Raw genomic sequence first — 25,452 nt, forward strand, 5'->3', positions numbered from 1 at the left:
TCGTAGCGTCGACCCTACACCTGCCGGAGCCAACGAAAAGCGCTCGGATTGGGCCAATCTGTCGCGCCTCCCGTGGCGACATTCGGTCGTCTTTCTGGCTTCGTGTAGGACCAGCACTGATGGCAAGGAGGCCACATGAGTGATCCGAAAACCGAGACGGTTCCGCCCGGCGGGATCGACTATGTAGCGGTCGAGGAGTCCGCTCCGTTCCAGGAACTCAAGCGGACGCAACGCGGCTTCGTGTTCCCGCTCGCGGTCGCGTTCCTCGTCTGGTATTTCGTCTACGTCCTGCTGTCGTCGTTCGCCACCGACTTCATGGGCACGCGCGTCTGGGGTGACGTGACCGTCGGCCTGGCCTTCGGTCTGGGGCAGTTCGTCACCACCTTCGCGATCACGATGACGTATGTCGCGTTCGCGAACCGCAAGCTCGATCCGAAGGCCGAGGCCATCCGTGATGCCCTCGAGAAGCAGGAGCCCACCTCGTGAACGACATCTTCGCGGCTCTCGAGGCCGCCTCCACCACCGTCGAGAACAACCCCGTCCTGAACATCTCGATCTTCGGGGCGTTCGTCGCAATCACGCTGTTCATCGTGATCCGCGCGAGCCGCAACAACAAGACCGCGGCCGATTACTACGCGGCCGGGCGCTCGTTCACGGGGCCGCAGAACGGCTTCGCGATCGCGGGCGACTACCTGTCGGCCGCATCCTTCCTCGGCATCTGCGGGGCGATCGCGCTCAACGGATACGACGGGTTCCTGTACTCCATCGGGTTCCTCGTCGCGTGGCTCGTCGCGCTGCTGCTGGTGGCCGAGCTCATGCGCAACACGGGCAAGTTCACGATGGCGGACGTGCTGTCGTTCCGGCTCGCTCAGCGCCCGGTCCGCATGGCGGCGGCGATCACGACCCTCGCCGTCTGCTTCTTCTACCTGCTGGCCCAGATGGCGGGAGCCGGCGGGCTCGTCTCGCTGCTGCTCGGCATCGACGACCAGCTCGGGCAGTCGATCGTGGTCGCGGTGGTCGGTGTGCTCATGATCGTCTACGTGCTCATCGGCGGCATGAAGGGCACGACCTGGGTGCAGATCGTCAAGGCGTTCCTGCTCATCGGTGGAGCCATCGTCATGACGATCTGGGTGCTCGCGATCAACGGGTTCAACATCAACACGCTTCTCGGAGCCGCGGTGGATGCCTCGACCACGACGCCCCCGGATGCGATCCTCGCCCCCGGGCTGCAGTACGGCGCGAACCCGTGGGACTTCATCAGCCTGGCGCTCGCGCTCGTGCTCGGCACTGCGGGTCTGCCGCACGTGCTGATGCGTTTCTACACGGTGCCGACGGCGAAAGAGGCCCGACGTTCGGTCGTGTGGGCGATCTGGCTGATCGGTCTGTTCTACCTGCTGACTCTCGTGCTCGGCTACGGCGCCGCGGCGCTGGTCGGGCCGGACGTGATCCGCGAGGCCCCGGGCGGGGTCAACTCGGCGGCTCCGCTGCTCGCTCTCGCGCTCGGTGGTCCCCTGCTGCTCGGGTTCATCTCGGCGGTCGCGTTCGCGACGATCCTCGCGGTCGTGGCGGGTCTGACGATCACGGCGGCCGCGTCGTTCGCGCACGACATCTACGCGAATGTCGTCAAGAAGGGCAACGTGCCGCCGGATGGTGAGGTCAAGGTCGCGCGCCGCACGGTCATCGTGATCGGTGTGCTGGCGATCATCGGGGGCATCGGGGTCCAGGGCCAGAACGTGGCCTTCCTCGTGGCCCTCGCCTTTGCGGTGGCGGCCTCGGCGAACCTGCCGACGATCCTGTACTCGCTCTTCTGGCGCGGGTTCACGACCCGCGGCGCGGTGTGGAGCATGTACGGCGGCCTGGGCTCGGCCATCATCCTGATCGTGGCGTCGCCCGTGTTCTGGGGTACCGAGACGAGCGTGTTCCCTGTCGGGACGGCTCTGTGGCCCCTCAACAACCCCGGCATCGTGTCGATCCCGCTCGGGTTCTTCCTGGGCTGGCTCGGCTCGGTCACGTCTCGCAAGGCCGAGGACCGGCGCCTCGCCGCCGAGATGGACGTGCGCTCGCTCACCGGCTACGGAGCCGAGAAGGCCACGAGTCACTAGCGGCGCACTGGTCTGCCCCTGCCCCTGCCCCTGCCCTGGCCTGGCTCTGCTGATGCTGCTGGCCTTGCCGATGGCCCTGCTGCGCGACTTGGGGCGTCAGAATCCCCTTGGGGCGCGGAATCCCGCGCCCCAAGGGGATTTCCACGCCCCAAGTGACGGGGCGGTGGCATGGGTTGGCGCGCTGCCGCGGGCTCCGCGGGCGCGCCGGGCTCCGCGGGCGTCTCAGGCGCGTCGAGCTGCTGTCGGGCTCCGCGGGCGTCTCAGGCGCGTCGAGCTGCCGCCGGGCTCCGCGGGCGTCTCAGGCGCGTCGATCTGCCGCCGGGCCCCGCGCCCCGCGGCGAGTGGCGAGGGCGACGGGCGCCTCGGGTTCCGCGGGCTGCCGCCGGGCTCCGCGGGCGCGTGTGCGCGTCGGGCGCTCCGCGGGCGGCGCAGCCGGCGCGGGCGGCGCGGGCGCGGGCGGGCGGGAGGTCGGGAGGTCTAGGCGGGCCAGACGCCACTCGACCCGCGACGGTGGCTGCCGACGAGGTGCGTGTCGACGATGCCGACGGCCTCCATGAGCGCGAAGGCGGTGGTGGGCCCGACGAAGCGGAAGCCACGCGCCTTCAACGCCTTGGCGAGCGCACGCGATTCGTCGGATGTCGAGGGGACGTCGGCAGAGCGCACCGGGGTCGGCGTCGCGTCGGGGCGGAACGACCACACCAAGTCCGCGAGTCCGCCATCGGAACGGAGCGCGACGGTGGCGCGGGCGTTCGCGATCGTGGCCAGGATCTTGGCGCGGTTACGCACGATCGCGGCATCCTGCAGCAGGCGCTCGACATCTTCTTCCGCGTACGCCGCGACCGTGTCGGGATCGAAAGCGGCGAACGCCGCGCGGAACCCCGGGCGCTTGCGCAGAATGATCGCCCACGACAGCCCGGACTGGAACGCCTCGAGACTCAGGCGCTCGAACAACCCGCGCTCGTCGCGGACGGGCATGCCCCACTCGTCGTCGTAATACGTCCGGAGGAGGGGGTCGCTCGCCGCCCAGCGGGGCCGGGCGAGCCCATCCTCGCCGACGACCACGTCGACGGGAAGGTCGCTGGGCCGGTCGCTCGGAAGAGCGGTCGGGGATGCCTCGCTCACGGCAGCACTCCTTCGATACCGCCCTCGAGCGCCAGCAGCGCCCGCTTGATCTCGGGTCGCCCCCCGTACTCGCCGAGCGATCCGTCTGCGCGGACGACGCGATGCACGGGGATCACGACCGAGATGGGCGTGTTCGCGCACGCCGTTCCGACCGCTCGCGCCGCCCGGGGCGCGCCGGCCGCGATCGCGATCTCGCCATAGCCCGCCGTCTCGCCGTAGGGGATGTCGCGGATGGACTCGAGGGCCGCGCGGGTGAAGGGGGCGAGACCCGCCAGGTCGAGGTCGATGTCGAACCGCCGCCGTTCGCCGGCGAAGTACTGATCGAGCTCGGCGACGACGGGTGCGAGCGCCTCGTCATCTCGCGCGGCCGGTTCGCGTCGCCAGGCCATGATCTGAGCCAGCATGCTCTCGGGAGAGCCCTCCGCGAACCGGAGGGCGACGAGGCCCGTGTCGGAGGTCACCGCGAGCGCGGTGCCGATCGGGGTGGGGGTCGTCGTGTAGTGCAGCGTCGTTTGGCTGATCGATGTCGAATGCGGCGGCATGTCGCCCATCCTGCCGCGCGCGGGGGACATCTCGGCCCCGAGGGCGCAATCGGGGGACGGATGCCTCGGTGCGAAGGCGGGGGAGGAGGGATTGCCTGTCCAACCCGGCAATCCCGCGAAACCCGCCCCGCTTAACCTGTCGACGCGCAGTCCGCACGTAGGGTGACCGTGTGTGGCGAGCAGACGGCAGCGCCGTGGACCTGGGCGAAGACGAGGCCTCGTCGTTCGTCGCGCCCGATGACCTGAGCGTTGCGGAACCCGGCGTGCAGATCGCGCACATCGCCGATGTGCTGCGCTCACGGCTGCGAGCCGAAGCATCCGAACTCGGTGGGCGCTCGCCGCTGCTGCAGTTCGTCGACGTCGCGGACGCCGGAATCGACATCACCAACGCGCACCCGGGCAGTCTGCCGCAGTTCATCACGGGCCAGTCGACGCTGCTCTCGGGGCTGTTCCGCGACGAGGTCGCCCTGCGCACGGCGCGCCTCGCGGCCGAGGCGATCACGGCGAAGAACGTCGAACTGCGCACCGTCCGCTCGATCGAGGCCGTGCACCTGGCCGTCGGCCTCGCCGGATGGCGCATCGGCGGGGTCTCGTACAGTGCCCCGGTTCTGCTTCGTCCCCTCGCGATCCGTCGCCACGGCGCCGACTTCGAGTTGAAGCTGCACGGCGGCTTCCACATCAACCCCGAGCTCGACTCGGTCGCGCGCGAGCACTTCGGTATCGCGTTGGACGGCCCGGCGCTCGCGGCGCTCGCCCATGAGGGCGGCGTCTTCAAACCGCAGCGGGTCATCGACCGACTGCGCTCCGTCACATCCCACATCGACACCTTCACGGTGCATCCGCGCCTGATCGTCTCGACATTCGCCGATGTGGCACGCGGCATGGCCCGCGACGCCTCCCGTGCCGGGGGACTCGTGCTGAACGCCCTGGCGGGGCACCCGGCCGACCGGCAGACGCTCGCCGCGCAGCAGGGCGAAGTCACGTCGGTCGGACCCGATGACCGCCCGCCCGCCGCCGACACCCTGCTGCTCGACGCGGACTCCGAGCAGGAGCGCGTGCTCGCCCAGATCACCGCCGGGCGCTCGATCGCCGTCGCGACCCTGCCGGGAACGGGCGGCACGCAGACCGTCATCAACGCGATCGGCGCGCTCGTGCACGAGCACCGCCGCGTACTCGTCGTCAGCGCCCGCCGCTCGACGATCGAGGGTGTGCGGCACCGGCTCGGTCAGGTCGGCCTGCCGGGCCTGGCATGCTCACCGACGAACACGGCCCGCGACCTGGTGCGTGCGATCGCCCGCAACGAGAAGGCCACGGCTCCGCAGCTCGGCGACGTCGACGACGCGCTCGTGCGGTTGCGCGCGCTGCTGACGTCGTACCGCAGGGCCCTCACGACGACGGTCCCCGGCCTCGACATCAGCCCCCTCCAGACACTCCGTGCGCTCGCCGCCCTGCCGGTCGCCGACGGGTTCGCTCCGGTCGACACGCGCTTCGACTTCGCGACGCTGTCCAAGCTCGCGAACGACCGCACCGAGGCGGCACGGATGCTCGAACTCGCCGCGACCCTGGGCGAATTCCGCTTCGGCCCGGGCGATTCGCCCTGGTACGGCGTCAACTTCGCGAGCACGGATGCCGCCCAGGCAGCTCATGCTCTCGCCCAGCGCCTGCACACGACCGAGGTGCCCCGGCTGCTCGAGCGGGGCTTCGAGCTGATCGCCCAGACGCGCATGCGCCCGTTCGCCTCGATCGACGAACTCGGTGAGTACCTGCGCCTGTTGATCGACATCCGGGACTCACTCGACCGCTTCAGCCCCACCGTCTTCGAGCGTCCCCTCGCCGAGCTCATCCGCGCGCTCGGTTCGCGTCGGGATGCGGGGGGCATGAAGGCGGGGGAGCGTCGGCGCCTGCGCCGGCTGGCCCGCGAGTACGTGCGTCCGGGCGTGCACGTCGCCGACATGCACGAGGCGCTCGTGCGCATTCAGCGTCAGCGCTCGCAGTGGCAGCAGTTCGTCGACATCGGCGTCGCCCCCGAGGTTCCGCTGGGGCTCGCCGACGTGCACGTCGCGTGGCAGCGGGTGACGGCCGAGCTCGCAGAGCTCGACACCCCGCTCGGGCGGGACCGCGACAAGCGCCTCGCCTCGCTGTCCGTCAACACTCTGGTGCGTACCCTGGCCGGCCTGGCCGCAGAATCCGACGCGCTCGACAACCTGATCGAGCGCACCGCCCTGCGTGCCGAACTCGCTCGACTGGGGCTCGGTGGTCTGCTCGCCGAGCTGTCGGTGCGGCACGTCCCGGCCGATCGTGTCGCGGCCGAACTCGAATACGCGTGGTGGCAGTCCGCACTCGAGCACATGCTGCGCACCGACAAGTCGTTGCTCGGCGCGAACACGAGTGTCGTGGACCGCCTGGAGCGCGACTTCCGGCTCGTCGACGAGGCGCACGCCGCGGCATCCGGATCGATCCTCGCGTGGCAGCTCGCGCGCGAATGGAAGATCGGCATCGTCGATGAGCCCGGTGAGGCCGAGAACCTCAAGGCGTTGCTGACGCGCGGAACGGCGACGCCCGCGACGCTCACCCTCGGGGCACCGACCCTGGGGCGCGCGCTGGCACCGGTCTGGCTCGCATCCCCTTACGAGGTGCCGCGGATCCCCGACTCGGTCATGTTCGACACCGTGATCATCGCGGATGCCGGGGCCATCTGCCTGGCCGAGGCGGCACCGGCGATCCGCCGCGCCCGTCAGGTCGTCGTGCTCGGCGACCCGGTGACGCAGCGGCCCTCGCCCTTCACGCTCGCGGCCGGTTCGGCGCCGCAGCCCGAAGCCGACGTCACGTTCGACGATGTCTCGGTGTTCGAGAAGCTCGCGGACCTGCTGCCCGTGTATACGCTGACCCGCAGCTACCGCGCCGGGGGCGAAGACCTGGCCGAACTCGTCAATGATGCCTTCTACGGCGGAGAGATCGTGTCGTGGCCGTGGGCCGGCTCGTACCTCGGACGGGGAAGCCTGACGGTCGATTACGTCGAAGGAGGGTTCGGAGCTCCCGATCCGATCAGCGGCGCCGTCGAGAGCCCCGACACCGAGGTCACGCGCGTCGTGACACTCGTGCTCGAGCACGCCCTCAACCGCCCGGACGAGTCGCTCATGGTGGTGACCGCAAGTGCGCGGCACGCCGAACGCGTGCGCGCGGCCGTCAACTCGGCTTTCGCGAGCCGGTCGGATGTCGCGGAGTTCGCCCTGCGCGACACCGCCGAGCCCTTCGCCGTCCTCACCCTCGAACAGTCGGTCGCCGAGAGCCGCGACCGCGTGATCTTCTCGCTCGGCTATGGCCTCACCAAGCACGGTCGCGTACTGAGCGACTTCGGCGACCTGTCGACGCCCGACGGCGAGCGTCTGCTCACGGTCGGCATGACACGCGCGCGCCGCTCGATGGTGATCGTGTCATCCATCCGTCCCTCCGCCTTCGACGACGGGCGTCTGGAGTACGGCGCCGCGACGCTCATGACGATCCTCGGCGGCATGGCCGCGCGCCAGCGCGATGCCCGCCTCGAGGACCTGGCCGACCCGCTCACGCGCCGACTCGCCTCCGAGCTGCGTCGCCTGGGGGTCTCGGTCGACGTGCACTATCGCGGGCTGCTGCCGCTCGTGGCTCAGCACGCGGGCAAGGCGGTCGTGGTCGAGAGCGACCCCGAGACGCACGACGAGTCCCTGCGTGAATCGCTGCGGCTGCGCCCCCAGCTGCTCCGCCGACTCGGATGGCACTACGTTCGCGTGCACTCGTTCGATCTGTATACGGATGCTCCGGCCGTCGCGGCGCGCATCGCCTCGATCCTCGGTGTCGAGCCCGACGCGCCCGCCGTCGAGGCGTCCACCCAGCCGATCGATGGCCTCGGCTGACGGTGCCGGCGAGGCCGCGGCCCCGGACGAGCGGGCGGGTCTGCGCCAGCGCGTCGTGAAGGTGCCCGGGGCGCGGCGGGCCAAGCTCACGCCCGCGCCCGGTGCGACACCCGAGCCGGCGCCGCGGGACGAGGCATCCGATCCCCGCCCCGCACCGGACGCGAGCACAGCGGGCCCCAACGACGATCGCCTGCGCCAGGATGTGCCGCCGCACTACTGAGTGCGTCGGGCGCTGAGAACAGGAGATTCGCCGAACACAGGCAGAATTCGCCTAAATCGTCCTGTATGCGGCGGATCTCCTGCGTCGGTGCGCGGTCAGGCGCGGGGCGCGGGACCGGACTGCTGCTTCTCGAGCAGGTCGCGGATCTGGACCAGGATCTCCTGCTCGGTGGGGAGCTTGGGCTCGTCCTCGGCCTTGCTCAGACCCGCGCGGGCCGCGGCGCGCTGCTTGAGGTGGTTCATGGGGTACACGAACACGAAGTACACGACGATTGCGACGGCGAGGAAGCTGATGACCGCGCTGACGAGATCACCGAGCGGAAAGGTGACGGGCTGGCCGTAGATGCCCTTGATCGTGGGCCCAATCTGGCCGAAGGCATCCGCCTGGAAAAAGAGCGCCACGATCGGATTGATGATGCTCGACACGATCGAGTTGACGATCGCCGTGAATGCACCGCCGATGACGACGGCGACGGCGAGGTCGATGACGTTGCCGCGGAGGATGAACTCCTTGAATCCCTTGATCATGCGCTGCTCCTTACCGCGGGCCGGGGCCCGGTTCACGAACCCGTCGAGGCGGGCGAGGACTTCGTCCCCGATGTCGATCCTGACGAAGACGTCGACGATCCGCCACCCGAGCTCGATCCCGAGTCCGACTTCGCGCCGGAGCTCGATCCGGAGTCGGACTTCGATCCGGAGTCGGACTTCGACGGAGCACCGGACGTGCCGGACGCGCCCGAGGTGGCCTTCGCATCACCCGAACGCGAGTCCGTGCGGTAGAAGCCGCTGCCGTTGAACGTGACACCGATCGTGCCGTACTGCTTGCGCAGCGCGCCGCCGCACTCGGGGCACTCGGTCAGGGTCGGATCGGTGAAGGCCTGGACGGCGTCGAAGCGGTGGCCGCAGGACTTGCAGGCGTAGGCATAGGTGGGCATCGTGCTCCTGGTTCAGGCGTGAATCAGCGCGCGGGGCGCGCAAAGGTGACGGTTCGGGACGGAGTGACGACGCCCGAGACGGGCTGGTCGTGCACCTCGCTGGGCACCTCGTCGACGAGCTCGGAGTCGAAGATGACGGCGTAGACGGGCGGACAGCCCTCCATCGAGCCGATGGTCTTGTCGAAGTATCCGCGTCCCCAGCCCATGCGCATGCCGGATGCGTCGACGGCAGCTGCGGGGATGATCATCAGATCGACATCGTTGACCGCGATGGGGCCGAGGAGTTCGCCCACGGGTTCGGGAAGCCCGAACATCCCCTCGGTGACGTCTCCACCCTCGACGGCGACGGACCAGTCGAGCAGGCCGTCCGCCCGCGTGACGGGAAGGAGGACGCGGATGCCTCGGGCGACGGCACGATCGACGAACTCACGCGTTCCCGGCTCGGTCGACATCGACAGGAAGCAGGAGATCGAGCGTGCACCGAGTTGGTCGACCAACTCGTCGAGGCGGTCCGCGATGGCGTGCTCCGCTTCGGCTCGTTGCGCGTCGGATCGCAGCTGACGACGCTCGCGCAGATCCGCGCGAAGCGCCCGCTTGACGTTATCGACGTCTGAAGACACGCGCACCATCTTAGGCGGGGGCGTGGGGGAGTCGGCGCTACAGCGGACCCGGTCTCCCACCCGGCCGGGGGAGAATTCGCCTCCCTTCCCGTTACGATGGCCGACATGCCTCCTATGAAGTTCAAAGCCGTCATCCCTGCCGCCGGTCTCGGCACGCGCTTTCTTCCCGCCACCAAGGCGATGCCGAAAGAGATGCTGCCCGTCGTGGACAAGCCCGCGATCCAGTACGTCGTCGAGGAAGCCGCTCAGGCGGGTATCGACGACATCCTCGTCATCATCGGCCGTAACAAGAACGCCGTCGCCAACCACTTCGACTCGGTGCCCGAGCTCGAGGTCAAACTGAAGGACAAGGGCGACCACGATCGTCTGCGTCGCGTGCTCGAGTCGAGCGACCTTGCCGACATCCACTTCGTGCGCCAGGGTGAGCCGAAGGGTCTCGGTCACGCGGTGCTGCGTGCCAAGGCGCACGTCGGCTCGTCATCGTTCGCCGTGCTGCTCGGCGACGACCTGATCGACGAACGCGACGTTCTGCTGACGACGATGCTGGCCGAGCACGAGCGCACGGGTGCCGCGATCATCGCCCTGATGGAGGTCGACCCCGACCAGATCCACCTGTACGGCGCGGCCGACGTCGAGGCCACCGACAACGCGGATGTCGTCAAGGTCAAGGGCCTCGTCGAAAAGCCGAAGCGCGAGGATGCCCCGTCGAACCTCGCCATCATCGGCCGCTACGTCCTCAGCCCCGCCGTCTTCGATGTGCTCGAGCACACCGAGCCGGGCAAGGGCGGCGAGATCCAGCTGACGGATGCCCTGCAGGAACTCGCGGCAGACCCCGACGGCCCCGGCGTGTACGGCGTCGTGTTCCGCGGTCGTCGCTACGACACCGGCGATAGGGTGGACTACATCAAGGCCATCGTGCAGCTCGCCGCCGACCGCGAGGATCTCGGTCCCGAGCTGCGTCCCTGGTTCAAGGAGTTTGCGGCGGGTCTGTAGGGCTCACGTCTCGAGGATTCGCCGCCCGCAAGAGGGAGTGGGCATGGAGTTGTCCCTTCCGCGCGAGCACGGACCGATCTCGATCCGGCTGATCAAGTCCCGCGACTCCCGCGTGCTGCAGCAGGCCCTGCTCGACAACCGGGGCTGGCTCGAGCAGTGGGAGGCGACGAGCCCCGACGGAGTCGTCTCTCTCGACATGAGGCTCGGCATCCGTCGACTCCTGCAGCAGTATCGCGACGGTCTCGGCGTGCCGCTGGTGATGGAGTACGACGGCGAGGTCGCCGGTCAGCTGAACGTGTGGGGTATCGCGCGCGGCTCGCTCGCCTCGGCGACGATCGGCTACTGGGTCAGCGAGAGCTTCGCGGGACTCGGGATCACCCCGACGGCGGTCGCCCTGGCGACCGACCTGTGCTTCACCGAGTTGCGCCTGCACCGGATGGAGATCTGCATCCGTCCCGAGAACGCGGCCAGCCTGCGGGTGGTCGAGAAGCTCGGCTTCCGTTACGAGGGACTGCGTCGCCGGTACATCCACATCGACGGCGACTGGCGGGATCACTACGCGTTCGCGCTGACGCGGGAGGACGTGCCCTACGGGGTGCTCGAGCGGTGGGTTACGGGGCAGACCCCGCGCGACGCCGCGAACATCCCTCTCGCCGACCGGAATGCCGCGGCTCCGGAGGCATAGGGGCGGTTACCTCAGCGACGCGACACGCCCGAAGCATCCCGATCTTCGACGCGCCGTCGCATACCGTTGTCGGCATGGGTGGGCAGGTATTGGGCGGCGGAGTGATCCTCCTCGTCGCCGTTGCGCTCTGGCTCGTCTATCTCGTGCCGACGTGGCACAGCCGACACCAGTACTACTCGGCCGAACGCAACGCGGTTCGACTCAACCAGGCCATCCGCGTGCTCGCCGAGACCAGCGAGACGCCGGGTGAAGTCCACCTCGAACTGAACGCCCGCACAGCCCTCCAGCAACAGCGTCTGGCCCGCCGCCTGCAGGCCGAACATCAGTCCGCCGAACTCGAGGGTCTGCGCGAGCAGGTCGCACAAGCACGGTCGGCGCCGCTCGCCCGCCGCGCCCGAGCGCGTCGACGCGCCCGGCTCGTGGCGACGAGCCTTGCGCTCATCGGCCTCGGTGCCATCGGGTTCGGCATCTGGCAGGTCGTCCAGGGCGGCGCGCAGACACTCCTCTGGGCCGGCGCCGCGTCGACGGGCCTCGCGATGATCGTGCTGCAGCGGATGGCGAAGGTCGCGGCGAAAGCCACGGTCGCCGTGGAGCAGCCGATCGTGGTTCGGCGCAAGGCATCCGTTCAGGACCTCGCACCCACCGTGCCGCAACGCCAATGGACGCCGCGGACGCTCCCGCAGCCCCTGGTGTCCTCCAACGGCTCGCGCGCAGCCGCCCAGCTCGACGCGGCCGAGGCTCGAGAGGCGTTGCGTCAGGCCGCCCGAGAAGAGGCCCTGCGCACGTCGAGCGCACCCGAGCGCCCCCAGCGCCTGCAGCCGACAGTGCGGCCCGCGGCACAGCCCGTCGCGCCGGCCGCCGCTGCCGCGGCGAGTCCGGGCGCGGCACGCTCGCCCTACGCGGGCATGGGCGTCGTCGACGACGCCGAGATTGAGGCGCACGTCCGCGCGCTCCTGCGTCAACGTTCCGCCTGAGTCGTCGTTCGTTCGTCGTCGGCCGCGCCGCACGCGAAAGCGGCCCGCTCCGTTGTCGGTGCGGACCGCTCCACGCGTAGGCCGCGCCTGCGGGGCCTTACGCTGCGGGGGCTAGTGGTTGAAGGCGTCCTTGACGTTGTCGCCGGCTTTCTTCACGTCGGCCTTGGTCTGGTCCGCCTTGCCCTCGGCCTCCAGCCTTTCGTTGTCGGTCGCCTTGCCGGCGGCCTCCTTCGCCTTGCCGGTGAGGTCTTCGGCGCCGTGCTTGATCTTGTCTCCGATACCCATGAGGGGCTCCTTTCGGTTTCTGTTCTCACCCTGCTCCCGTCGGGATCGAGATGTCAGTGGGTTGTCCTGAGCCGGGCAGAGGTGCTACACAGTGCTCGTGCCCGACGACCGCGGGCCGACGGCAAGCGTGGCCGAAGGATCGTGATAATCTGTCGGAGGTTCTCGGGCCTGTGGCGCAGTTGGTAGCGCGCTTCGTTCGCAATGAAGAGGTCAGGGGTTCGAATCCCCTCAGGTCCACTCTGAGACAGACGCCCCCTCGAGGGGCGTTTGTCGTTTGGTCGGTGTTGGGGTGATGGGAGCCCCCGTGGGGGCCCACGCTGGTGGAGGCCCCGCGCGCCGCACAGCGGGGAGGCTCCGCACGGATTGTCGCCACGCGGCCTCCGGTGTCTGCGATCCGACCTAGAGTTGTCCGCGGCTTCAGAACAGGAAGAAGGAACACCGTGCAGCAGCGCCCCCTCGGATCCCGGACCGTCAGCGCGATCGGCCTCGGCGGGATGCCGATGTCGATCGAGGGGCGGCCCGACGCGGACCGCTCGATCGCCACGATCCACGCCGCGCTCGAGGCGGGCGTCACGTTGATCGACACCGCGGATGCGTACCACGAGCACGCCGACGAGGTCGGTCACAACGAGTCGCTGATCGCCGAGGCGCTGCGCTCGTACGGCGGCGACACGTCCGGCGTCCTGGTGGCGACCAAGGGCGGACACCTGCGTCCGGGTGACGGCAGCTGGACCGTCGACGGACGCCCCGAGTACCTGAAAGAAGCGGCCAAGGCATCCGCTCGTCGCCTCGGGGTCGAGGCGATCGGCTTGTATCAGTTCCACCGGCCCGACCCCTCGGTGCCGTATGCCGAGTCCGTCGGGGCGCTGCGTGAGCTGCTCGACGAGGGCGTCATCGAGATGGCGGGAATCTCGAACGCCACCGTCGCGCAGATCGACGAGGCGAACCGCATCCTCGACGGTCGGCTCGTGTCGGTGCAGAACCAGTTCTCGCCGGCCTTCCGCTCCAGTCTCGAAGAACTCGAGCACTGCGCGCGTCTCGGCATCGCGTTCCTGCCCTGGTCGCCGCTCGGCGGCATCACGCGGGCGGCCGACGTCGGCGCGCGGCACGACGCGTTCCAGACGGTCGCCGATGCGCACGGCGTGAGCCCGCAGCAGATCGCGCTCGCGTGGGAGCTCGCTTTGGCGCCTGTCGTGATCCCGATCCCCGGTGCATCGCGGCCCACGAGCATCCAGGACTCGGTCCTCGCCGCCGACATCGAGCTGACCGACGACGAGCTCGCCTCGCTCTCGGCTGCCTGAGCCTCTCTTCCAGGAGTCCAACGTGAAGACCATCTCTCTCGGGGGGAACCCCGCACCGAACGTCGTCCTCGGACTGATGCGCATCCAGGACAAGACCGACGACGAGGTGCGCGAACTGATCGCCACCGCGCGGGACGCCGGCATCGACTTCTTCGACCATGCCGATGTGTACGGTTCCGACCTGCACGGGTGCGAGCGGCGGTTCGCTGAGGCGATGCAGCTCACGCCCGCCCAGCGCGACGAGATCACCCTGCAGACGAAGTGCGGAATCGTGCCGGACGGCCCGTACTTCGACTACTCGTACGAGCACATCGTCACGTCGGTCGAGGGTTCGCTGCGCGCGCTCGACACCGATCGCATCGACATCCTTCTGCTGCATCGGCCCGACGCCCTGGTCGAGCCGGAAGAGGTCGCCCGCGCGTTCGACGAACTCGAGGCATCCGGAAAGGTCCGCGCCTTCGGCGTCTCGAATCACACCCCGCGCCAGATCGATCTGCTGAAGTCGGCCGTCGCGCAGCCGCTCGTCGCGAACCAGCTGCAGCTGTCGATCACGCACGCGCCGATCGTCGTGCAGGGGCTCGCGGGCAACATGCAGGGGCTCGACCAGTCGCTCGTCCGCGACGGCGGGGGGATCGTCGACTACTGCCGGCTGCACGGCATCACGGTGCAGGCATGGTCGCCGTTCCAGGCCGGATTCTTCAACGGCGTCTTCCTCGGATCGCCCGACTATCCAGAACTCAACGCCGTGATCGACCGGCTGGCGGCCGCGTACGACGTGCCGGCCATCGCGATCGCGACGGCGTGGATCACGCGTCACCCGGCCGACATGCAGGTGGTTCTGGGAACCACCGCACCCGAGCGGGTGGCGGGGGCGGCTCTCGGCTCCGACATCCCGCTCACGCGCGCTGAGTGGTACGAGCTCGTCCGGGCGGCCGGCTACCGGGTGCCTTGAGCGACCGCCTCGGACACACCCGCGCGTGACCAACCGATCGCGGGGGCGATCTCGCGAGCGATCGTCTCGAGCATGCGGGTGTTGTAGTCCACGCCCAGCTGGTTCGGGACGGTCAGAAGCACGGTGTCGGCCGCTTGGACCGCGACATCCTGAGCCAACTCGGCCGCGATCTCGTCCGGCTCGCCGGTGTAGCTCTTGCCGAACCGCGCGCGGACGCCCTCGAGGATGCCGACCTGATCCTGGCTGTCCTCGCGCGCGCTGAAGAGCCGGCGGTCGAGGTCGCTCGTGATCGGAATGACGCTGCGGCTCACGCTGACGCGAGGTTCGCGGTCCCAGCCCGCCTGAGCCCACGCGTCGCGGAACATCTGGATCTGCTCGAGCTGCAGCTCGTCGAAGGGCACGCCCGTGTCTTCTACGAGGAGGGTCGACGACATCAGGTTCATGCCGAGTTCCGCGGTCCGCACGGCCGTTTCGCGGGTGCCGGAACCCCACCAGATCCGGTCGGGCAGCCCGGGAGAGAGAGGCTGAATCGCGAGGGCCCCATCGCCGCTCATGCGCGGATCCGCCCGGACGATGCGCTCGCCGCTGATCGCGGTGCGGAACAACTCCGTCTTGCGCAGGGCGAGGTCGGCGTCCGTGTCGCCCTCGTCCGGGACATACCCGAACGCGTGAGATCCGTTCAGCGCTGGCTCGGGTGAACCACGGCTGATGCCCAGCTGGAGTCGTCCGCCGCTGATCAGGTCGGCCACTGCGGCCTCTTCGGCCATGTAGAGGGGGTTCTCGTACCGCATGTCGATGACACCGGTGCCCAGTTCGATCCGGCTGGTGCGGGCGCCCGCGGCGGCGAGCAGGGGGAACGGGCTCGCAAGCTGCCGAGCGAAGTGATGCACACGGAAGTAGGCGCCGTCGATCCCGAGCTCCTCCGCGGCCACGGCGAGTTCGATCGACTGGAGCAGGGCGTCGGCCCCGGTGTTCGTCTGGCTCGAGTGGTGGGGGTGCCAGTGGCCGAAGCTCAGAAAGCCGATCCGTTTGCGGTGCATGCGTGGTCAAACGCATGCTGGCGCATGGACATTCCCGGGGCCCGGCGCGAGGCGCCGCGCCGGGGCGAACATCCGGGAGGAACGAGGGGGTGTGGTCGCGGCTTCTGTTGCTCAGGAGACGCCCTGCGCACCACGGTACCTCTCGGATGTTCGCGGTCCCGGAGCCCCCGCTGCATGTGCCCTCGATCACCTTGCGGTTGTCCCTCCACAATCGCCGGTGGAGAAGCGCCGTCCCCCGATGACCTGGGCCGACGCCCGTCGATGTTCGCGAGGTCGTCAGCCTGTCGCCATGAACAGAGTTCCCGTCGCCCATCGCTTTCACTCCTACGCCGACCTGAGAGCGGCAGGCTACAGCCGTCGTCAGATTGCCCACGAGCTGAGGAGTGGGTCGCTGGTGCGCGCGCGCAACGATGTCTATGTCGCGGCGAGTGACCCCGAGGCGATGAAGACAGCGGCGCGCGCGGGAGGACTTGTCGGATGTGTGTCGGCGCTGGAACTCTGGGATGTGTTCGTTCAGGCGCGACACGGGGTGCACGCGCACGTGCGGACGAACGGAACGATCCGCGGGCCGGGCGACGGCACGGTGCGGCACTGGGGGCGTCTGATGCGCGCCGTGCATCCCCGCGCGCTCGTCGTCGAGCCGCTCGACGCGCTCCGGCAAGCCGTGATCTGTCAGTCGCCGCACGCGGCCATCGCCTCGGTCGACTCGGCTCTGAACCGCGGAATCGTGCGGCAGGACGAACTCGACGAGTTGTTCGCCGCGATCCCCGCCCGGCGCCGTGTGATCCGGCCGCACATCGACGGCCGTGCGGAAGCCGGAACCGAGACGCTGGTGCGCCTGATGGTGCGAGCGCTCGGAGGGAGCGTCGACGTGCAGGTGCGGATCCGAGGTGTCGGGCGGGTGGATATGGTCGTCGACGGATGGCTCGTCATCGAATGCGATAGCCGCGCGTACCACTCGGATTGGCAGACACAACTCGACGACAGGCGTCGGGATCTCGCGCTCGCCGCGCTGGGATACGTCCGGATCCGTCCCGCTGCGGAGGACATCCTGTACCGGCCGGAGGTCGTCGTTGAGACGATCGCGGGGATGCTGCGCGTGGGCCGAAGCGGACATCTCGGAGGTGTCGCGCGGGTGTGACGCCCGAATTCTGCGCAATCGGGGCGAAAACCGCGAATCGTTCCTTCGAGATGTTCGCGACCGCGACGCATCGCGGGGATGCTCGCCCGTCGAGGCGCGTCTAGGGTGGGTCCGTGACCGCAGAGCTCTCGCCCCGCAGCAGAATCGTCGCCGACCGCCTCATCGAGGCAGGCATCCCGGGCCACATCGTGGTGCTGCCCGACGCCGCTTCCACCGCAGCGCTCGCCGCCGCCGCACTGGGCGTCGAGGTGGGCGCGATCGCCAACAGCCTGGTGTTCTGGAGCGACGGTGAGCCGTTGCTCGTGATGACGAGCGGCTCGCACCGCGTCGACACCTCCGCCCTGGCTGCACGCATCGGTCGGGGGTCGATCGTGCGGGCGACGCCCGATCAGGTGCGCGCGGCGACCGGCCAAGCAATCGGCGGGGTCGCGCCGACCGGGCACCCCGCACCGCTGACCACGATCGTGGACGAGCACCTCGCCGAGTACCCACAGCTGTGGGCCGCGGGTGGCACGCCGCACACGGTGTTCCCGCTGTCGTTCGACGAACTGGTGCGCATCACCGGTGGGGCCGTCACGAAGGTCGACTAGGCCCGGTCCTCCCGCGGGAAGGTCGACTACTCCGAGTCGCGCGGGATGTCGTAGGTCCAGCGATCAGGGACGGATGACTCGAGCCCGCGCCAGTCGTCGATGTCGAAGTCGAATACCGCCACGGCGCACGTCTGCATGTGCGGGATTGCGCCGTCCGCGGGGAATCCGGACCAGTGCCGCACGAGGTCCGACAGGCCCGGGTCGTGCGCCACGACGACCACGGCCGACTCGGACCGGGCCGCGGCGAGCTCGACGATGCGACGCGGCGAGGCGCCGTACAGACGTTCGTCGAGCCGCACGGTCGTGTCGAGGGCGTCGGCGAACGCGTCCGCGGTGGTCGCCGCGCGGAGCGCCGTGCTGGAGAGCAGAACGCCGCCGCGCAGCTCGGGATGCTCAGTCGCCAGACGCGCGGCCATCCGGGGAGCGTCGCGCACGCCGCGTTCGTTGAGCGGACGATCGTGGTCGTCGATGCCGGGGTGGTCCCAACTCGACTTCGCGTGGCGCACCAGCGCAAGCGTCTTCATGCGGCCACCTTACGAGGTCGGGCTGGTCCCTTCGAGGAGCTCAGGGAGCGTGGTTTGCGCGGCGCGCACTGATATATCACCGAGGTGGTGGACGGACCCCTCATCGGTGCGATACCTATGGAGAGCACCATCTGCGGAGCCGTGATCAGCTCGCGACTCCCCTGAACCGCCTGCCGAGCCGCCCGTCGGACCCGAACCGACTGACGCCGGACGGCAGGTCCCCGCAATACGAGTGGGGGGCAGGGGTGCGACCTCGAGGCGCCCCCCTCCCCGAGGTTGCACCCCTCGGCCCCCGCACTCGGCGCGACGTCGAAGCGTCAGCGCGCGACGTAGACCCAGGCGTCGCGGCCGCTGCCGAGCGTGACCGACACCCGGTTGTACTGCTCGACCTCGTACTCGTCCGCGGCTTCGAGCTCGTCCTCGGTGATCCAGAGCAGCACGCCGACGACCTTGTCGAGTCGGTTGCCGGTTCGGCGGATGATCGGATGCACGTCGCGTCCGCTGAGCCCCACGACACGGGCATCCTCGATCTCGAGGTAGTCGATGGTGAATCCGGGCAGCACATCGGGCTCCCCGGTGAGCAGGCGCCCGAACGTGTCGAGCTGCACCGCGGGCACGCGCAGGGTCCCGTAGCTGAACAGCGCAACATCGGGAATCGTCGCCGCAGCGGATGGCTCGGTCACGGCATCAGGCTACTGACCTGACCCTGCGCGGGCCAGGCTTTTCGCGGCGCCGGGGTCACGCGCCGAAAATCGCGTGCGCGATCGTGAAGATCGTCAACCCGGCGAGAGCGCCGACGATCGTGCCGTTGAGGCGGATGTACTGCAGATCGCGGCCGACCATGAGCTCGATCTTCTCCGTGGTCTCTTCGGGGTCCCACCGCTCGATCGTGTCGGTGATGACCGACGCGATGTCGTGGCGGTAGCGATCCACCGCGAACGTCGCCGCATCCGTGACCCAGGTGTCGACACGGCGTTGCAGGGCGGGCTCGGAGGCGAGACGCCCCCCGATCTCGGCCAGCGCCGCGCGCGCACGCAGGCGCAGTCCGCTCGCGGGGTCGGCGAGTGACGAAAGCAGCCCGTTCTTCGCCGTGTCCCAGAGCTGCGCCGCGAGGTCGCGCACGCGCGGGCTGTCGAAGACCGTGGCCTTGGCATGCTCGAGTCGGGCGATCGTGTCGGGGTCGTGCTGCAGGTTGGCGGCGAGGCGCGACAGGTAACCATCGATCGCGACCCGCGCGGGGTGTTCGGGGTCGGCCCGCACGGCGGCGACGAAGTTCACCGCCTCTTTGTAGACGGTGTCGTCGACGAGCCGGTGCGCGATCGAGGGCACCCAGCCGGGCAGTCGCCGCGAAACGAGTCCGGCGAAGGCCGGGCGGTTGCTCTCGAGCCAGGTCGCTATCGAGTCGGCGGCGAGGTCGACGGCGTTGTGGTGCGCGCCGGTTTCTACGATGCGGCCGAGCCAGGCGCCCGCCGCCGGCCCCCACTCGGGCTCGATCACGTGCGAGCGCGCGAGGTCGGCGATCAGGTCGCGCACGTCGTCGTCGCTGACCGCGCGCAGCACGGCCGAGGTGATCGCCGAGCTCTCGGTGGCGACCCGTTCCGCATGTTCGTCGTGCGAGAGCCAGGTGCCCAGGCGCGAGGCGACACCGATGCTCTCGAGCTTGTCGCGGACGACCTCGGCCGACAGGAAGTTCGTCTCGACGAACTCGCCCAGGGTGCGGCCGATCTCGTCCTTGCGGTGCGGGATGATCGCCGTGTGGGGGATGGGGATGCCGAGCGGATGCCGGAACAGCGCCGTCACCGCGAACCAGTCGGCGAGCGCGCCGACCATACCGCCCTCGGCCGCCGCGCGGACGTATGCCAACCAGGGCACGTTCTGCTGAAAGGCGAAGGCGAAGACGAAGACGACCGCCATGAAGAGCAGTGCCCCCAGCGCGACCGCCTTCATGCGCGTCAGCGAGCGACGTCGAGCTTGGTCTGCGGGACTCAGCAGGGCCAACGGGGTACGTGCCATCCGGTCATCCTCGCACGGTGAACGGATCATCAGGCGGGGGTTGCATCGCCCGCCCTCCAGCCGCACGGCGGTAACCTGGGCGCGTGATCGATGACATCAAGAAGCGCGCCCTGCACCGCACGAGCATCCTCGAGGGTCAGTTGCGCGGGCTGACGAAGATGATCGAGAACGAGGAGTACTGCATGGACATCATCGCGCAGTCCCGCGCGATCGAGAAGGCACTCGAGTCCCTCAACCGTCTGCTGCTCGAGAACCACTTGCGCACGCACGTCACGACGATGTTCGAGCAGGGCGGTGCCGAGCGGGACCAGGCCGTGGCCGAGCTGCTGCGGGCGTTCGACTTCGACAAGCGCTGATCCGCGCTGGGCCCAGTCAGGCGGGGCACCCTCAGGCTGGCTCGCCGCGCAGGCTCGTCCAGTTGCGGTCGAAGCTGCGCGCACCCCGCACGCGGTCGGCGAAGCCGTCCAGACGTGTCATCGTCTCGGTGTCGAGCGTCACGCCCACGCCGCCGAGCCAGCCGTCCACGTGCGCCGCGAATCGTGAGCCCGGGATGGGCGAGATCGGGATGCCGAGGGCTCCGGCTCGGGTGAAGAGCCACGCGAACGCGAGTTCGGCACCGGTGAGGCCCGCGTCGCGCGCGATCCGCAGGTACTCGTCGCGGAGTGCCGCGTTCGCTGTCAGGTTCTCCGGAGCGAATCGCGGGAAGTTCGGGCGCATGTCGCCCGGTCCGATGCGCGTCGCGTCGAAGTCGTCGCCCAGCCATCCGCGACTGAGGGGCGAGTAGGGCACGAAGCCGGTGCCGGTTTCGATCGCGGCGGGGATGACGGCGCGCTCGACGTCGCGGCTGACCACGCTCCACTCGGTCTGGATCGCGGCGATCGGGTGCACGGCGCTCGCCCGCCGGATTTCGTCGGCCGTCGCCTCCGAGAGCCCGAGGTGGAGCACCTTGCCCGCCGCGACCAACTCGGCCATGGCCCCGACGGTCTCCTCGATCGGAACGTCGGGGTCGACGCGGTGCTGGTAGTAGAGGTCGACGTGGTCGGTGTCGAGGCGCTGCAGGCTCAGGTCGATCTGCTCGTGCACGTAGGCGCGCGTGCCCCGCACGCCGCGCCTTCCGGCCGTGCCGCCGTGGATGCCGAACTTGGTGGCGAGCACGACGTCGTCGCGCCGGGTACGCAGAAGCCGCGAGATGATCCGTTCGCTGCGCCCGTCGCCGTAGACGTTCGCCGTGTCGACGAAGCGGATGCCCGAATCCACCGCGTGCGTGAGGGTCGCGAGCGCGGTGTCGTCATCGACCGGGCCGTAGACATCCGTCAGACTCATGGCCCCGTAACCGAGGGCGGTGACGGTCAGCCCGTCGCCGAGATCGACCGGGGGCAGGGTTTCGGCACGCATGATTCCGATCCTGCCACGGCGAACCGGCACACCTGGCGGGGTCAGCGCGCGATCGGCCCGAGCCAGGCGGTTGCGACCGTCGCGTGCGCCGACTCGGGGTCGGAGGGGTGGAACTGACCGGCGAGAACGTCGCGATACAGGCGTGCGAGCTCGGAGCCTGCGAAGTACGACGAGCCGCCTGCGACCAGGATCGCGTCGTCGACGACGGCTTTGGCGGCCACCACCGCGCGGTGCTTCAGCCCGGCGAGCAGTGAGAACCACTGCGCACCATGGTCGGCGAGGCCGTCGATGTCGGCGGCCAGTGCGGCGATCTGCGGCGGCAGCGCGTCGTAGGCGAGGGCCATATCGGCGATGCGCCAGCGGATGTCCGGATCCTGGCCGTACGTCGTGCCCGTCTTCTTCGAGGTTCGGGTCTGGGCCGTCGCGACGGCGACGTCGAGTGCCCGGCGCGCGAGGCCCGTGTACACCGAGGCGAGCAGGATCTCGAAGACGCTGAAGATGCCGAACACGAGAGGGTCGGGCTGGGGGCCCGGGTCGATGCGCCGGACGACACGATTCGCGGGCGCGACCGCCGCGCGCAGCTCGGTCGTGCGGCTCTGCGTGCCGCGCATGCCGAGGGTGTCCCAGTCGTCGCGCGTCATGATGCGGTCCGCGGCTTCCTCGTCGCGCGAGACGAAAGCGTAGACCATCTTCGGGCCGTCGGCAGAGGTCGTGTCGAGCCCGTGCAGTCCCAGGTGCGACCAGACGGGTGCGAGCGAGGTGAAGATCTTCGTGCCCGTGAAGGTGTACCCGCCATCGGGGAGCGGCGCAGCATCCGTGTCGCTGCCGAAGAGAACGAGGTCGTTGCCTGCCTCGCTGATGCCGAAGGCGAAGACCTCACCCGCGACGGCGCCGTCCTGCACGAAGGCGAGGTCGTCGATGCCGCGGTCCTGCAGGACCTTCGCGACGCCCGTCCAGACGAGATGCATGTTGATCGCGAGGGCCGTTGCGGGCGCGGCACCCGCGAGACGCTGCTGCAGAACGGATGCCTCGGCGAGGCCGAGCCCCGCACCGCCCCGATCCGTCGGGACCATGATCGCGAGGTAACCCGCGGCGCGCAGATCGGCCAGGTCGTCGTCCGGGAACGTGTTCTCGCGATCGTGTGTCGCCGCTCGTGCGCGGATGCGCTCGATCAGATCGTCGGGCAGGTAGACGGTGGGGTCGAAGTCGGGCACGCCTCTATTGTCCTGCCGCCGGAGTAGGGGAGGGGTCGGGTCGCGGCTCGGTTCGGTCAGTCGCCGAGCAGGCCGAGGAGTTGTCGAACCGTCTCGTCCGGTTTGTCGCGGTGCGGCGAGTGGCCTGCCCCGGCGACGACCGACATCGTGAAGCGCGGGTTCGCCGCGAGCACGCCCGCCGCGACGTCGCCCGTGAACAGGCTGTAGACCTCGGGGTCGGCGCCGATGACGTGCGTCGGAACCGTGACGCGCGCGCAGGCGTCGCGGACGTCCCAGTCGGGGTTCTGGACACTGACCTGGTCGACCGCCCACCGACTCGCGCGCGCGACCGCGTCGATCTTCAGCTCGATGTCCTGCGGATGCCACTCGGGATGCTCGGCACGCACCAGTTCTTCGCGATTGTCGACGAAAGCCTGCTCCTGGCCGGCGCGCACGGCCTCGGCGTCGGCGCCCAGCACGACGATGCCCGGGTCGATCAACACGAGCCTGCGCGCCCACGTGGGATGGGCGGCGGCCGCGACCACCGCCGCTGCGCCCCCGAGCGAATGCCCGATGACGAGGTCCCACGGTCCGCCCTGAGGGGGAGTGGTGGCCGAGACATCCGCTGCGAAAGCGCCGATCGCGTAGTCCAGCGCGCGCGGCGCGGAGCCGTGCCCGCGCAGGTCGACGGCCGTGGCCGCCCAGCCCGCCTCGCCGAGGGCCGCGCCCAGGCGCCACATCAGGGCGCCGCTCGACCCGAGGCCATGGATGAGGAGCGCGCGACGGGGCGCGTCGGGGTCGCCCCACGTCAGGGCGGGCAGCGCGAGAGGTGCGGTCATGGCATCCAGCCTACGAATGTGCGACTGATGTGAGAGCGGGTTGCGAAGTTCGGCAGAATCCAGCACGAATCTGGCGGGGTGCTCTCCGTCTGCGGATCGCCCCGGCCCCGCGGTCAGGTGGCGACGGGTGGCGACGGCAAGATGGATGCATGATCTCGACCGAGCTGGCGATCACGCTGCGTGAGACGGGACTCGTCTGGCATCCGGTGTCGGGCGATCGATTCCAACTCGACGAGCCCGAATTCGAGGCCGACGTCTTCACGGTCAGCGAGACGACGATCGAGCCGCGGCAGTACCCGACCGGCGTCATCCTGGCCTTCAACGGCACGACCGAGTGGGCGCTGGATTCTGTCGCGCTCGAGGACGCGCTCTGGTTGCCGAGGGAGGATCAGCTGCGCGAACTGCTGCGCGGCACCTTCCGGGCGCTCCGTCGCCTGGTCGACACGCACGAGGTCGAGATCGAGATAGCCGGGACGGCGGCCGTGTTCACGCATCCGGAACCCGCGGATGCCTACGCCCTCGCTCTGCTGCACGTGCTGCGCCGTATCGCCTGAGCGTCACGTGATGGTGTGCACGGGCTCCGTGTCGGGCATGGGGCTCGCGTCGCGGCCGCGCAGATCGGGGAACGAGCGCACCCAGACGACCGAGACGATGACGCCGAACAGCGCGAAGATCGCCGCGGCCCAGTAGGCGGCGGTCGGCCCCGCGCCGTCGATCACGAAGCCGGCGATCGCCGAGCCCGCGGCGGCGCCGATGAGCTGCCCGGTGCCGATCCATCCGTAGGCCTCGGCGGTGTCGCTGAACTTCACGCTCGCGCTCGTGATCGCGAAGACGACCGCAAGGGCCGGGGCGATGCCGATTCCGGCGAGTAGGAGCGTGCCGCCGATCCAGAAGACGTTGAGCGAGATCGTGGTCAGCGCGAGGCCCACCGTGACGACCGCGAGGCGACGCGCCATCGCCCACGAGCCGATCGGGATGTGCCCGAAACTGAGCCCGCCCGACAGGCTGCCGATCGCGAAGAGGGCGAGCACGATGCCGGCCTCGAACCCGCCATGGCCGAACGTCGCGACGACACCGGCCTCGACCGCCGCGCACGCGCCGATCAAGAGGAACCCGACCACGGTCGCCAGGAGCACGGGCGGCTTGGCCAGAACCTTGCCGATCTTGCGGCGACTGCGGGGGATGCGCACGCGCCCGATCTCGGGCGACATGATGAACCACGCGCAACCCCCGAGCAGGATCACGACGATCAGCAGCATCGCGGTGGTCGTGCCGGCTTGCAGGGCGACGAACGTGATGACGACGGGCGCGAAGACCCAGATCAGCTCCTGCAGCGAAGCATCCAGCGAGAACAACGGGGTCAGCTGGCGAGAGTTGACCATCTTCGGATAGACCGTCCGCACCGCGGACTGCACCGGCGGGGTGGCCAGGCCCGCGATCAGGCCGAACGCCATGGTCAACGGCAGCACCATCGGGAAGAGTCCCAGCACCAGCAGTGCCGCGGCGCAGACGAGGGTCGTGAGCGTGAGGACGCGCCGCATGCCCCAGATGCCCATCCAGCGGCTCGTGACGGGTCCGGCGACCGCCTGACCCACCGAGGTGGCGGCGAGGACGAGGCCCGCGGCCCCGTACGAACCCGTCAGGTGTTCGATGTGCAAAAGGAGGGCGAGCGAGATCATCCCGTTCGGGAATCGCGCCGTCAGCTGCGCGGCGATGATCCGGCCGACGCCGGGCGTCTTCAGCAGTTCCCGATATGCGCCCACGAGAGGTCAATGGTAGTCGCGGTGTGCGACACGCCGACACGGTGTTGCGACACGCCGTGTCGACGTTGTCCACAGGAATCCGGATGTCGGAGGCCCCTCATATCGTCGACCCTGTGGATAGCCCGGACTGAGGCATCTGAATCTGGCGTTATTCAGCGATTTTTCAGGTTCGGAATCGATCCGCTGCTTGTGGATGAAACGGTGGACAACCTGTGTTGTTAAGGGGAGAGGCGGTGGAGAACTACACGAATGTAACTACTACCACTTGTGGTGCCACCCGGTGTCGGTACCCATATGTAGTATTGGACTCCCGGTGGGGGGACGCCGGCTCAAG

At 69.4% G+C, this 25,452-nt stretch carries 27 protein-coding genes and 1 tRNA gene; 14 read left to right on the top strand and 14 right to left on the bottom strand.

Annotated features, from left to right (window positions below; translation table 11 throughout):
* The first annotated feature begins 135 nt into the window (after positions 1-135).
* Positions 136-486, top strand: a complete 351-nt coding sequence (locus C2868_RS02590) for a DUF485 domain-containing protein (protein ID WP_103662903.1) — start codon at positions 136-138, stop codon at positions 484-486.
* Complete coding sequence (locus C2868_RS02595; protein ID WP_181003324.1) at positions 483-2,102, top strand: cation acetate symporter; 1,620 nt, start codon at positions 483-485, stop codon at positions 2,100-2,102. The genes C2868_RS02590 and C2868_RS02595 overlap by 4 nt, the downstream gene beginning before the upstream one ends.
* A gap of 477 nt (positions 2,103-2,579) precedes the next feature.
* Here C2868_RS02595 and C2868_RS02600 read toward each other — a convergent pair whose 3' ends face one another.
* On the bottom strand, positions 2,580-3,224 hold the full coding sequence (locus tag C2868_RS02600; RefSeq protein WP_103662904.1) for a DNA-3-methyladenine glycosylase I: 645 nt from the start codon (positions 3,222-3,224) through the stop codon (positions 2,580-2,582).
* Entirely contained in the window at positions 3,221-3,766 is a 546-nt protein-coding gene (locus C2868_RS02605; RefSeq protein WP_103663057.1) for a methylated-DNA--[protein]-cysteine S-methyltransferase, read from the bottom strand. Before C2868_RS02605 ends, C2868_RS02600 begins: the two co-directional genes overlap by 4 nt.
* A 170-nt stretch (positions 3,767-3,936) precedes the next feature.
* Here C2868_RS02605 and C2868_RS02610 point away from each other — a divergent pair, with 170 nt between their 5' ends.
* Together C2868_RS02610 and C2868_RS02615 are read left to right on the top strand one after the other, a co-directional pair.
* Complete coding sequence (locus C2868_RS02610; protein WP_258034386.1) at positions 3,937-7,656, top strand: ATP-binding protein; 3,720 nt, start codon at positions 3,937-3,939, stop codon at positions 7,654-7,656.
* Positions 7,643-7,876, top strand: coding sequence for a hypothetical protein (locus C2868_RS02615; protein ID WP_103662905.1), 234 nt, complete (start codon positions 7,643-7,645; stop codon positions 7,874-7,876). Before C2868_RS02610 ends, C2868_RS02615 begins: the two co-directional genes overlap by 14 nt.
* 95 nt (positions 7,877-7,971) lie before the next feature.
* Here C2868_RS02615 and mscL read toward each other — a convergent pair whose 3' ends face one another.
* From mscL to C2868_RS02630, 3 genes are read right to left on the bottom strand one after another with little or no spacing between them, the layout of a single operon-like run.
* A complete protein-coding gene (gene mscL / locus C2868_RS02620) occupies positions 7,972-8,403 on the bottom strand; it encodes a large conductance mechanosensitive channel protein MscL (protein ID WP_103663059.1) in 432 nt (143 codons plus the stop codon).
* A gap of 32 nt (positions 8,404-8,435) precedes the next feature.
* Positions 8,436-8,810, bottom strand: coding sequence for an FmdB family zinc ribbon protein (locus C2868_RS02625; RefSeq protein ID WP_103662906.1), 375 nt, complete (start codon positions 8,808-8,810; stop codon positions 8,436-8,438).
* Positions 8,811-8,833: 23 nt separating this feature from the next.
* Positions 8,834-9,430, bottom strand: a complete 597-nt coding sequence (locus tag C2868_RS02630; RefSeq protein ID WP_103663060.1) for a 5-formyltetrahydrofolate cyclo-ligase — start codon at positions 9,428-9,430, stop codon at positions 8,834-8,836.
* Between the two features lie 105 nt (positions 9,431-9,535).
* Between C2868_RS02630 and galU the strand changes: the two genes are divergently transcribed.
* The 3 genes from galU to C2868_RS02645 all read left to right on the top strand — a co-directional run bounded on the left by galU (position 9,536) and on the right by C2868_RS02645 (position 12,082).
* Positions 9,536-10,423 carry a UTP--glucose-1-phosphate uridylyltransferase GalU gene (gene galU, locus C2868_RS02635; RefSeq protein ID WP_103662907.1) on the top strand — a complete coding sequence of 296 codons (888 nt, stop codon included), beginning with the start codon at positions 9,536-9,538 and terminating at the stop codon, positions 10,421-10,423.
* A 43-nt stretch (positions 10,424-10,466) separates the two neighbouring features.
* Positions 10,467-11,108, top strand: coding sequence for a GNAT family N-acetyltransferase (locus C2868_RS02640; RefSeq protein ID WP_103662908.1), 642 nt, complete (start codon positions 10,467-10,469; stop codon positions 11,106-11,108).
* A 74-nt stretch (positions 11,109-11,182) separates the two neighbouring features.
* Positions 11,183-12,082, top strand: a complete 900-nt coding sequence (locus C2868_RS02645) for a hypothetical protein (RefSeq protein WP_103662909.1) — start codon at positions 11,183-11,185, stop codon at positions 12,080-12,082.
* Positions 12,083-12,193: 111 nt separating this feature from the next.
* Here C2868_RS02645 and C2868_RS02650 read toward each other — a convergent pair whose 3' ends face one another.
* A complete protein-coding gene (locus tag C2868_RS02650) occupies positions 12,194-12,367 on the bottom strand; it encodes a CsbD family protein (protein WP_103662910.1) in 174 nt (57 codons plus the stop codon).
* Between the two features lie 164 nt (positions 12,368-12,531).
* Between C2868_RS02650 and C2868_RS02655 the strand changes: the two genes are divergently transcribed.
* The 3 genes from C2868_RS02655 (at position 12,532) to C2868_RS02665 (ending at position 14,620) form a co-directional block, all read left to right on the top strand.
* A tRNA-Ala gene (locus tag C2868_RS02655) sits at positions 12,532-12,604 on the top strand.
* A 203-nt stretch (positions 12,605-12,807) separates the two neighbouring features.
* Positions 12,808-13,668, top strand: a complete 861-nt coding sequence (locus C2868_RS02660; RefSeq protein ID WP_103662911.1) for an aldo/keto reductase — start codon at positions 12,808-12,810, stop codon at positions 13,666-13,668.
* A 22-nt stretch (positions 13,669-13,690) separates the two neighbouring features.
* Positions 13,691-14,620, top strand: coding sequence for an aldo/keto reductase family oxidoreductase (locus C2868_RS02665; RefSeq protein ID WP_258034387.1), 930 nt, complete (start codon positions 13,691-13,693; stop codon positions 14,618-14,620).
* On the opposite strand, the gene C2868_RS02670 is transcribed toward C2868_RS02665, so the two are convergent.
* The gene (locus C2868_RS02670) at positions 14,605-15,660 is read right to left on the bottom strand and encodes an LLM class flavin-dependent oxidoreductase (protein ID WP_103662912.1); all 1,056 of its coding nucleotides are present in this window, start codon (positions 15,658-15,660) and stop codon (positions 14,605-14,607) included. The genes C2868_RS02665 and C2868_RS02670 overlap by 16 nt on opposite strands.
* Before the next feature lie 289 nt (positions 15,661-15,949).
* On the opposite strand from C2868_RS02670, the gene C2868_RS02675 reads away from it, so the two are divergent.
* The gene (locus C2868_RS02675; protein WP_103662913.1) at positions 15,950-16,801 is read left to right on the top strand and encodes an endonuclease domain-containing protein; all 852 of its coding nucleotides are present in this window, start codon (positions 15,950-15,952) and stop codon (positions 16,799-16,801) included.
* 113 nt (positions 16,802-16,914) lie between these two features.
* On the top strand, positions 16,915-17,391 hold the full coding sequence (locus C2868_RS02680; RefSeq protein WP_103662914.1) for a YbaK/EbsC family protein: 477 nt from the start codon (positions 16,915-16,917) through the stop codon (positions 17,389-17,391).
* Positions 17,392-17,417: 26 nt separating this feature from the next.
* Here the strand turns inward: C2868_RS02680 and C2868_RS02685 are convergent, their stop codons facing one another.
* From C2868_RS02685 to C2868_RS02695, 3 genes are all read right to left on the bottom strand, one after another.
* Positions 17,418-17,915, bottom strand: a complete 498-nt coding sequence (locus C2868_RS02685) for a histidine phosphatase family protein (protein ID WP_103662915.1) — start codon at positions 17,913-17,915, stop codon at positions 17,418-17,420.
* A gap of 317 nt (positions 17,916-18,232) precedes the next feature.
* Positions 18,233-18,598: a gamma-glutamylcyclotransferase family protein gene (locus tag C2868_RS02690; protein ID WP_181003325.1), complete on the bottom strand. Its 366-nt coding sequence runs from the start codon at positions 18,596-18,598 to the stop codon at positions 18,233-18,235.
* A gap of 55 nt (positions 18,599-18,653) precedes the next feature.
* Positions 18,654-19,928 (bottom strand): DUF445 domain-containing protein, encoded by a 1,275-nt coding sequence (locus C2868_RS02695; protein WP_103662916.1) that lies wholly within the window; start codon positions 19,926-19,928, stop codon positions 18,654-18,656.
* Positions 19,929-20,011: 83 nt separating this feature from the next.
* Here C2868_RS02695 and C2868_RS02700 point away from each other — a divergent pair, with 83 nt between their 5' ends.
* Positions 20,012-20,284: a metal-sensitive transcriptional regulator gene (locus C2868_RS02700; protein WP_103662917.1), complete on the top strand. Its 273-nt coding sequence runs from the start codon at positions 20,012-20,014 to the stop codon at positions 20,282-20,284.
* 31 nt (positions 20,285-20,315) lie between these two features.
* Here C2868_RS02700 and C2868_RS02705 read toward each other — a convergent pair whose 3' ends face one another.
* From C2868_RS02705 to C2868_RS02715, 3 genes are read right to left on the bottom strand one after another with little or no spacing between them, the layout of a single operon-like run.
* The gene (locus tag C2868_RS02705) at positions 20,316-21,323 is read right to left on the bottom strand and encodes an aldo/keto reductase (RefSeq protein WP_103662918.1); all 1,008 of its coding nucleotides are present in this window, start codon (positions 21,321-21,323) and stop codon (positions 20,316-20,318) included.
* Positions 21,324-21,364: 41 nt separating this feature from the next.
* On the bottom strand, positions 21,365-22,537 hold the full coding sequence (locus C2868_RS02710) for an acyl-CoA dehydrogenase family protein (protein ID WP_103662919.1): 1,173 nt from the start codon (positions 22,535-22,537) through the stop codon (positions 21,365-21,367).
* A gap of 56 nt (positions 22,538-22,593) precedes the next feature.
* The gene (locus C2868_RS02715) at positions 22,594-23,355 is read right to left on the bottom strand and encodes an alpha/beta fold hydrolase (protein WP_103662920.1); all 762 of its coding nucleotides are present in this window, start codon (positions 23,353-23,355) and stop codon (positions 22,594-22,596) included.
* Between the two features lie 149 nt (positions 23,356-23,504).
* On the opposite strand from C2868_RS02715, the gene C2868_RS02720 reads away from it, so the two are divergent.
* Positions 23,505-23,909, top strand: a complete 405-nt coding sequence (locus C2868_RS02720; protein ID WP_103662921.1) for a pilus assembly protein CpaE — start codon at positions 23,505-23,507, stop codon at positions 23,907-23,909.
* 3 nt (positions 23,910-23,912) lie between these two features.
* Here C2868_RS02720 and C2868_RS02725 read toward each other — a convergent pair whose 3' ends face one another.
* Positions 23,913-25,118, bottom strand: a complete 1,206-nt coding sequence (locus C2868_RS02725) for an MFS transporter (RefSeq protein WP_103662922.1) — start codon at positions 25,116-25,118, stop codon at positions 23,913-23,915.
* Between the last annotated feature and the right edge of the window lie 334 nt (positions 25,119-25,452).

It is taken from the genome of Microbacterium sp. CJ77, assembly GCF_002911615.1.
In the GTDB taxonomy this organism is placed as follows: domain Bacteria; phylum Actinomycetota; class Actinomycetes; order Actinomycetales; family Microbacteriaceae; genus Microbacterium.

Excerpts from the sequence above, each read along its gene's own strand:
- C2868_RS02695 (WP_103662916.1), bottom strand. The coding sequence starts at position 19,928 with ATGGCACGTACCCCGTTGGCCCTGCTGAGTCCCGCAGACCAAGCTCGA.
- C2868_RS02625 (WP_103662906.1), bottom strand. The coding sequence starts at position 8,810 with ATGCCCACCTATGCCTACGCCTGCAAGTCCTGCGGCCACCGCTTCGAC.
- C2868_RS02670 (WP_103662912.1), bottom strand. The coding sequence starts at position 15,660 with ATGCACCGCAAACGGATCGGCTTTCTGAGCTTCGGCCACTGGCACCCC.
- C2868_RS02720 (WP_103662921.1), top strand. The coding sequence starts at position 23,505 with ATGATCTCGACCGAGCTGGCGATCACGCTGCGTGAGACGGGACTCGTC.
- C2868_RS02615 (WP_103662905.1), top strand. The coding sequence starts at position 7,643 with ATGGCCTCGGCTGACGGTGCCGGCGAGGCCGCGGCCCCGGACGAGCGG.
- galU (WP_103662907.1), top strand. The coding sequence starts at position 9,536 with ATGCCTCCTATGAAGTTCAAAGCCGTCATCCCTGCCGCCGGTCTCGGC.
- C2868_RS02650 (WP_103662910.1), bottom strand. The coding sequence starts at position 12,367 with ATGGGTATCGGAGACAAGATCAAGCACGGCGCCGAAGACCTCACCGGC.
- C2868_RS02705 (WP_103662918.1), bottom strand. The coding sequence starts at position 21,323 with ATGCGTGCCGAAACCCTGCCCCCGGTCGATCTCGGCGACGGGCTGACC.
- C2868_RS02590 (WP_103662903.1), top strand. The coding sequence starts at position 136 with ATGAGTGATCCGAAAACCGAGACGGTTCCGCCCGGCGGGATCGACTAT.
- C2868_RS02685 (WP_103662915.1), bottom strand. The coding sequence starts at position 17,915 with ATGAAGACGCTTGCGCTGGTGCGCCACGCGAAGTCGAGTTGGGACCAC.
- C2868_RS02675 (WP_103662913.1), top strand. The coding sequence starts at position 15,950 with ATGAACAGAGTTCCCGTCGCCCATCGCTTTCACTCCTACGCCGACCTG.
- C2868_RS02605 (WP_103663057.1), bottom strand. The coding sequence starts at position 3,766 with ATGCCGCCGCATTCGACATCGATCAGCCAAACGACGCTGCACTACACG.
- C2868_RS02640 (WP_103662908.1), top strand. The coding sequence starts at position 10,467 with ATGGAGTTGTCCCTTCCGCGCGAGCACGGACCGATCTCGATCCGGCTG.
- mscL (WP_103663059.1), bottom strand. The coding sequence starts at position 8,403 with ATGATCAAGGGATTCAAGGAGTTCATCCTCCGCGGCAACGTCATCGAC.
- C2868_RS02645 (WP_103662909.1), top strand. The coding sequence starts at position 11,183 with ATGGGTGGGCAGGTATTGGGCGGCGGAGTGATCCTCCTCGTCGCCGTT.
- C2868_RS02715 (WP_103662920.1), bottom strand. The coding sequence starts at position 23,355 with ATGACCGCACCTCTCGCGCTGCCCGCCCTGACGTGGGGCGACCCCGAC.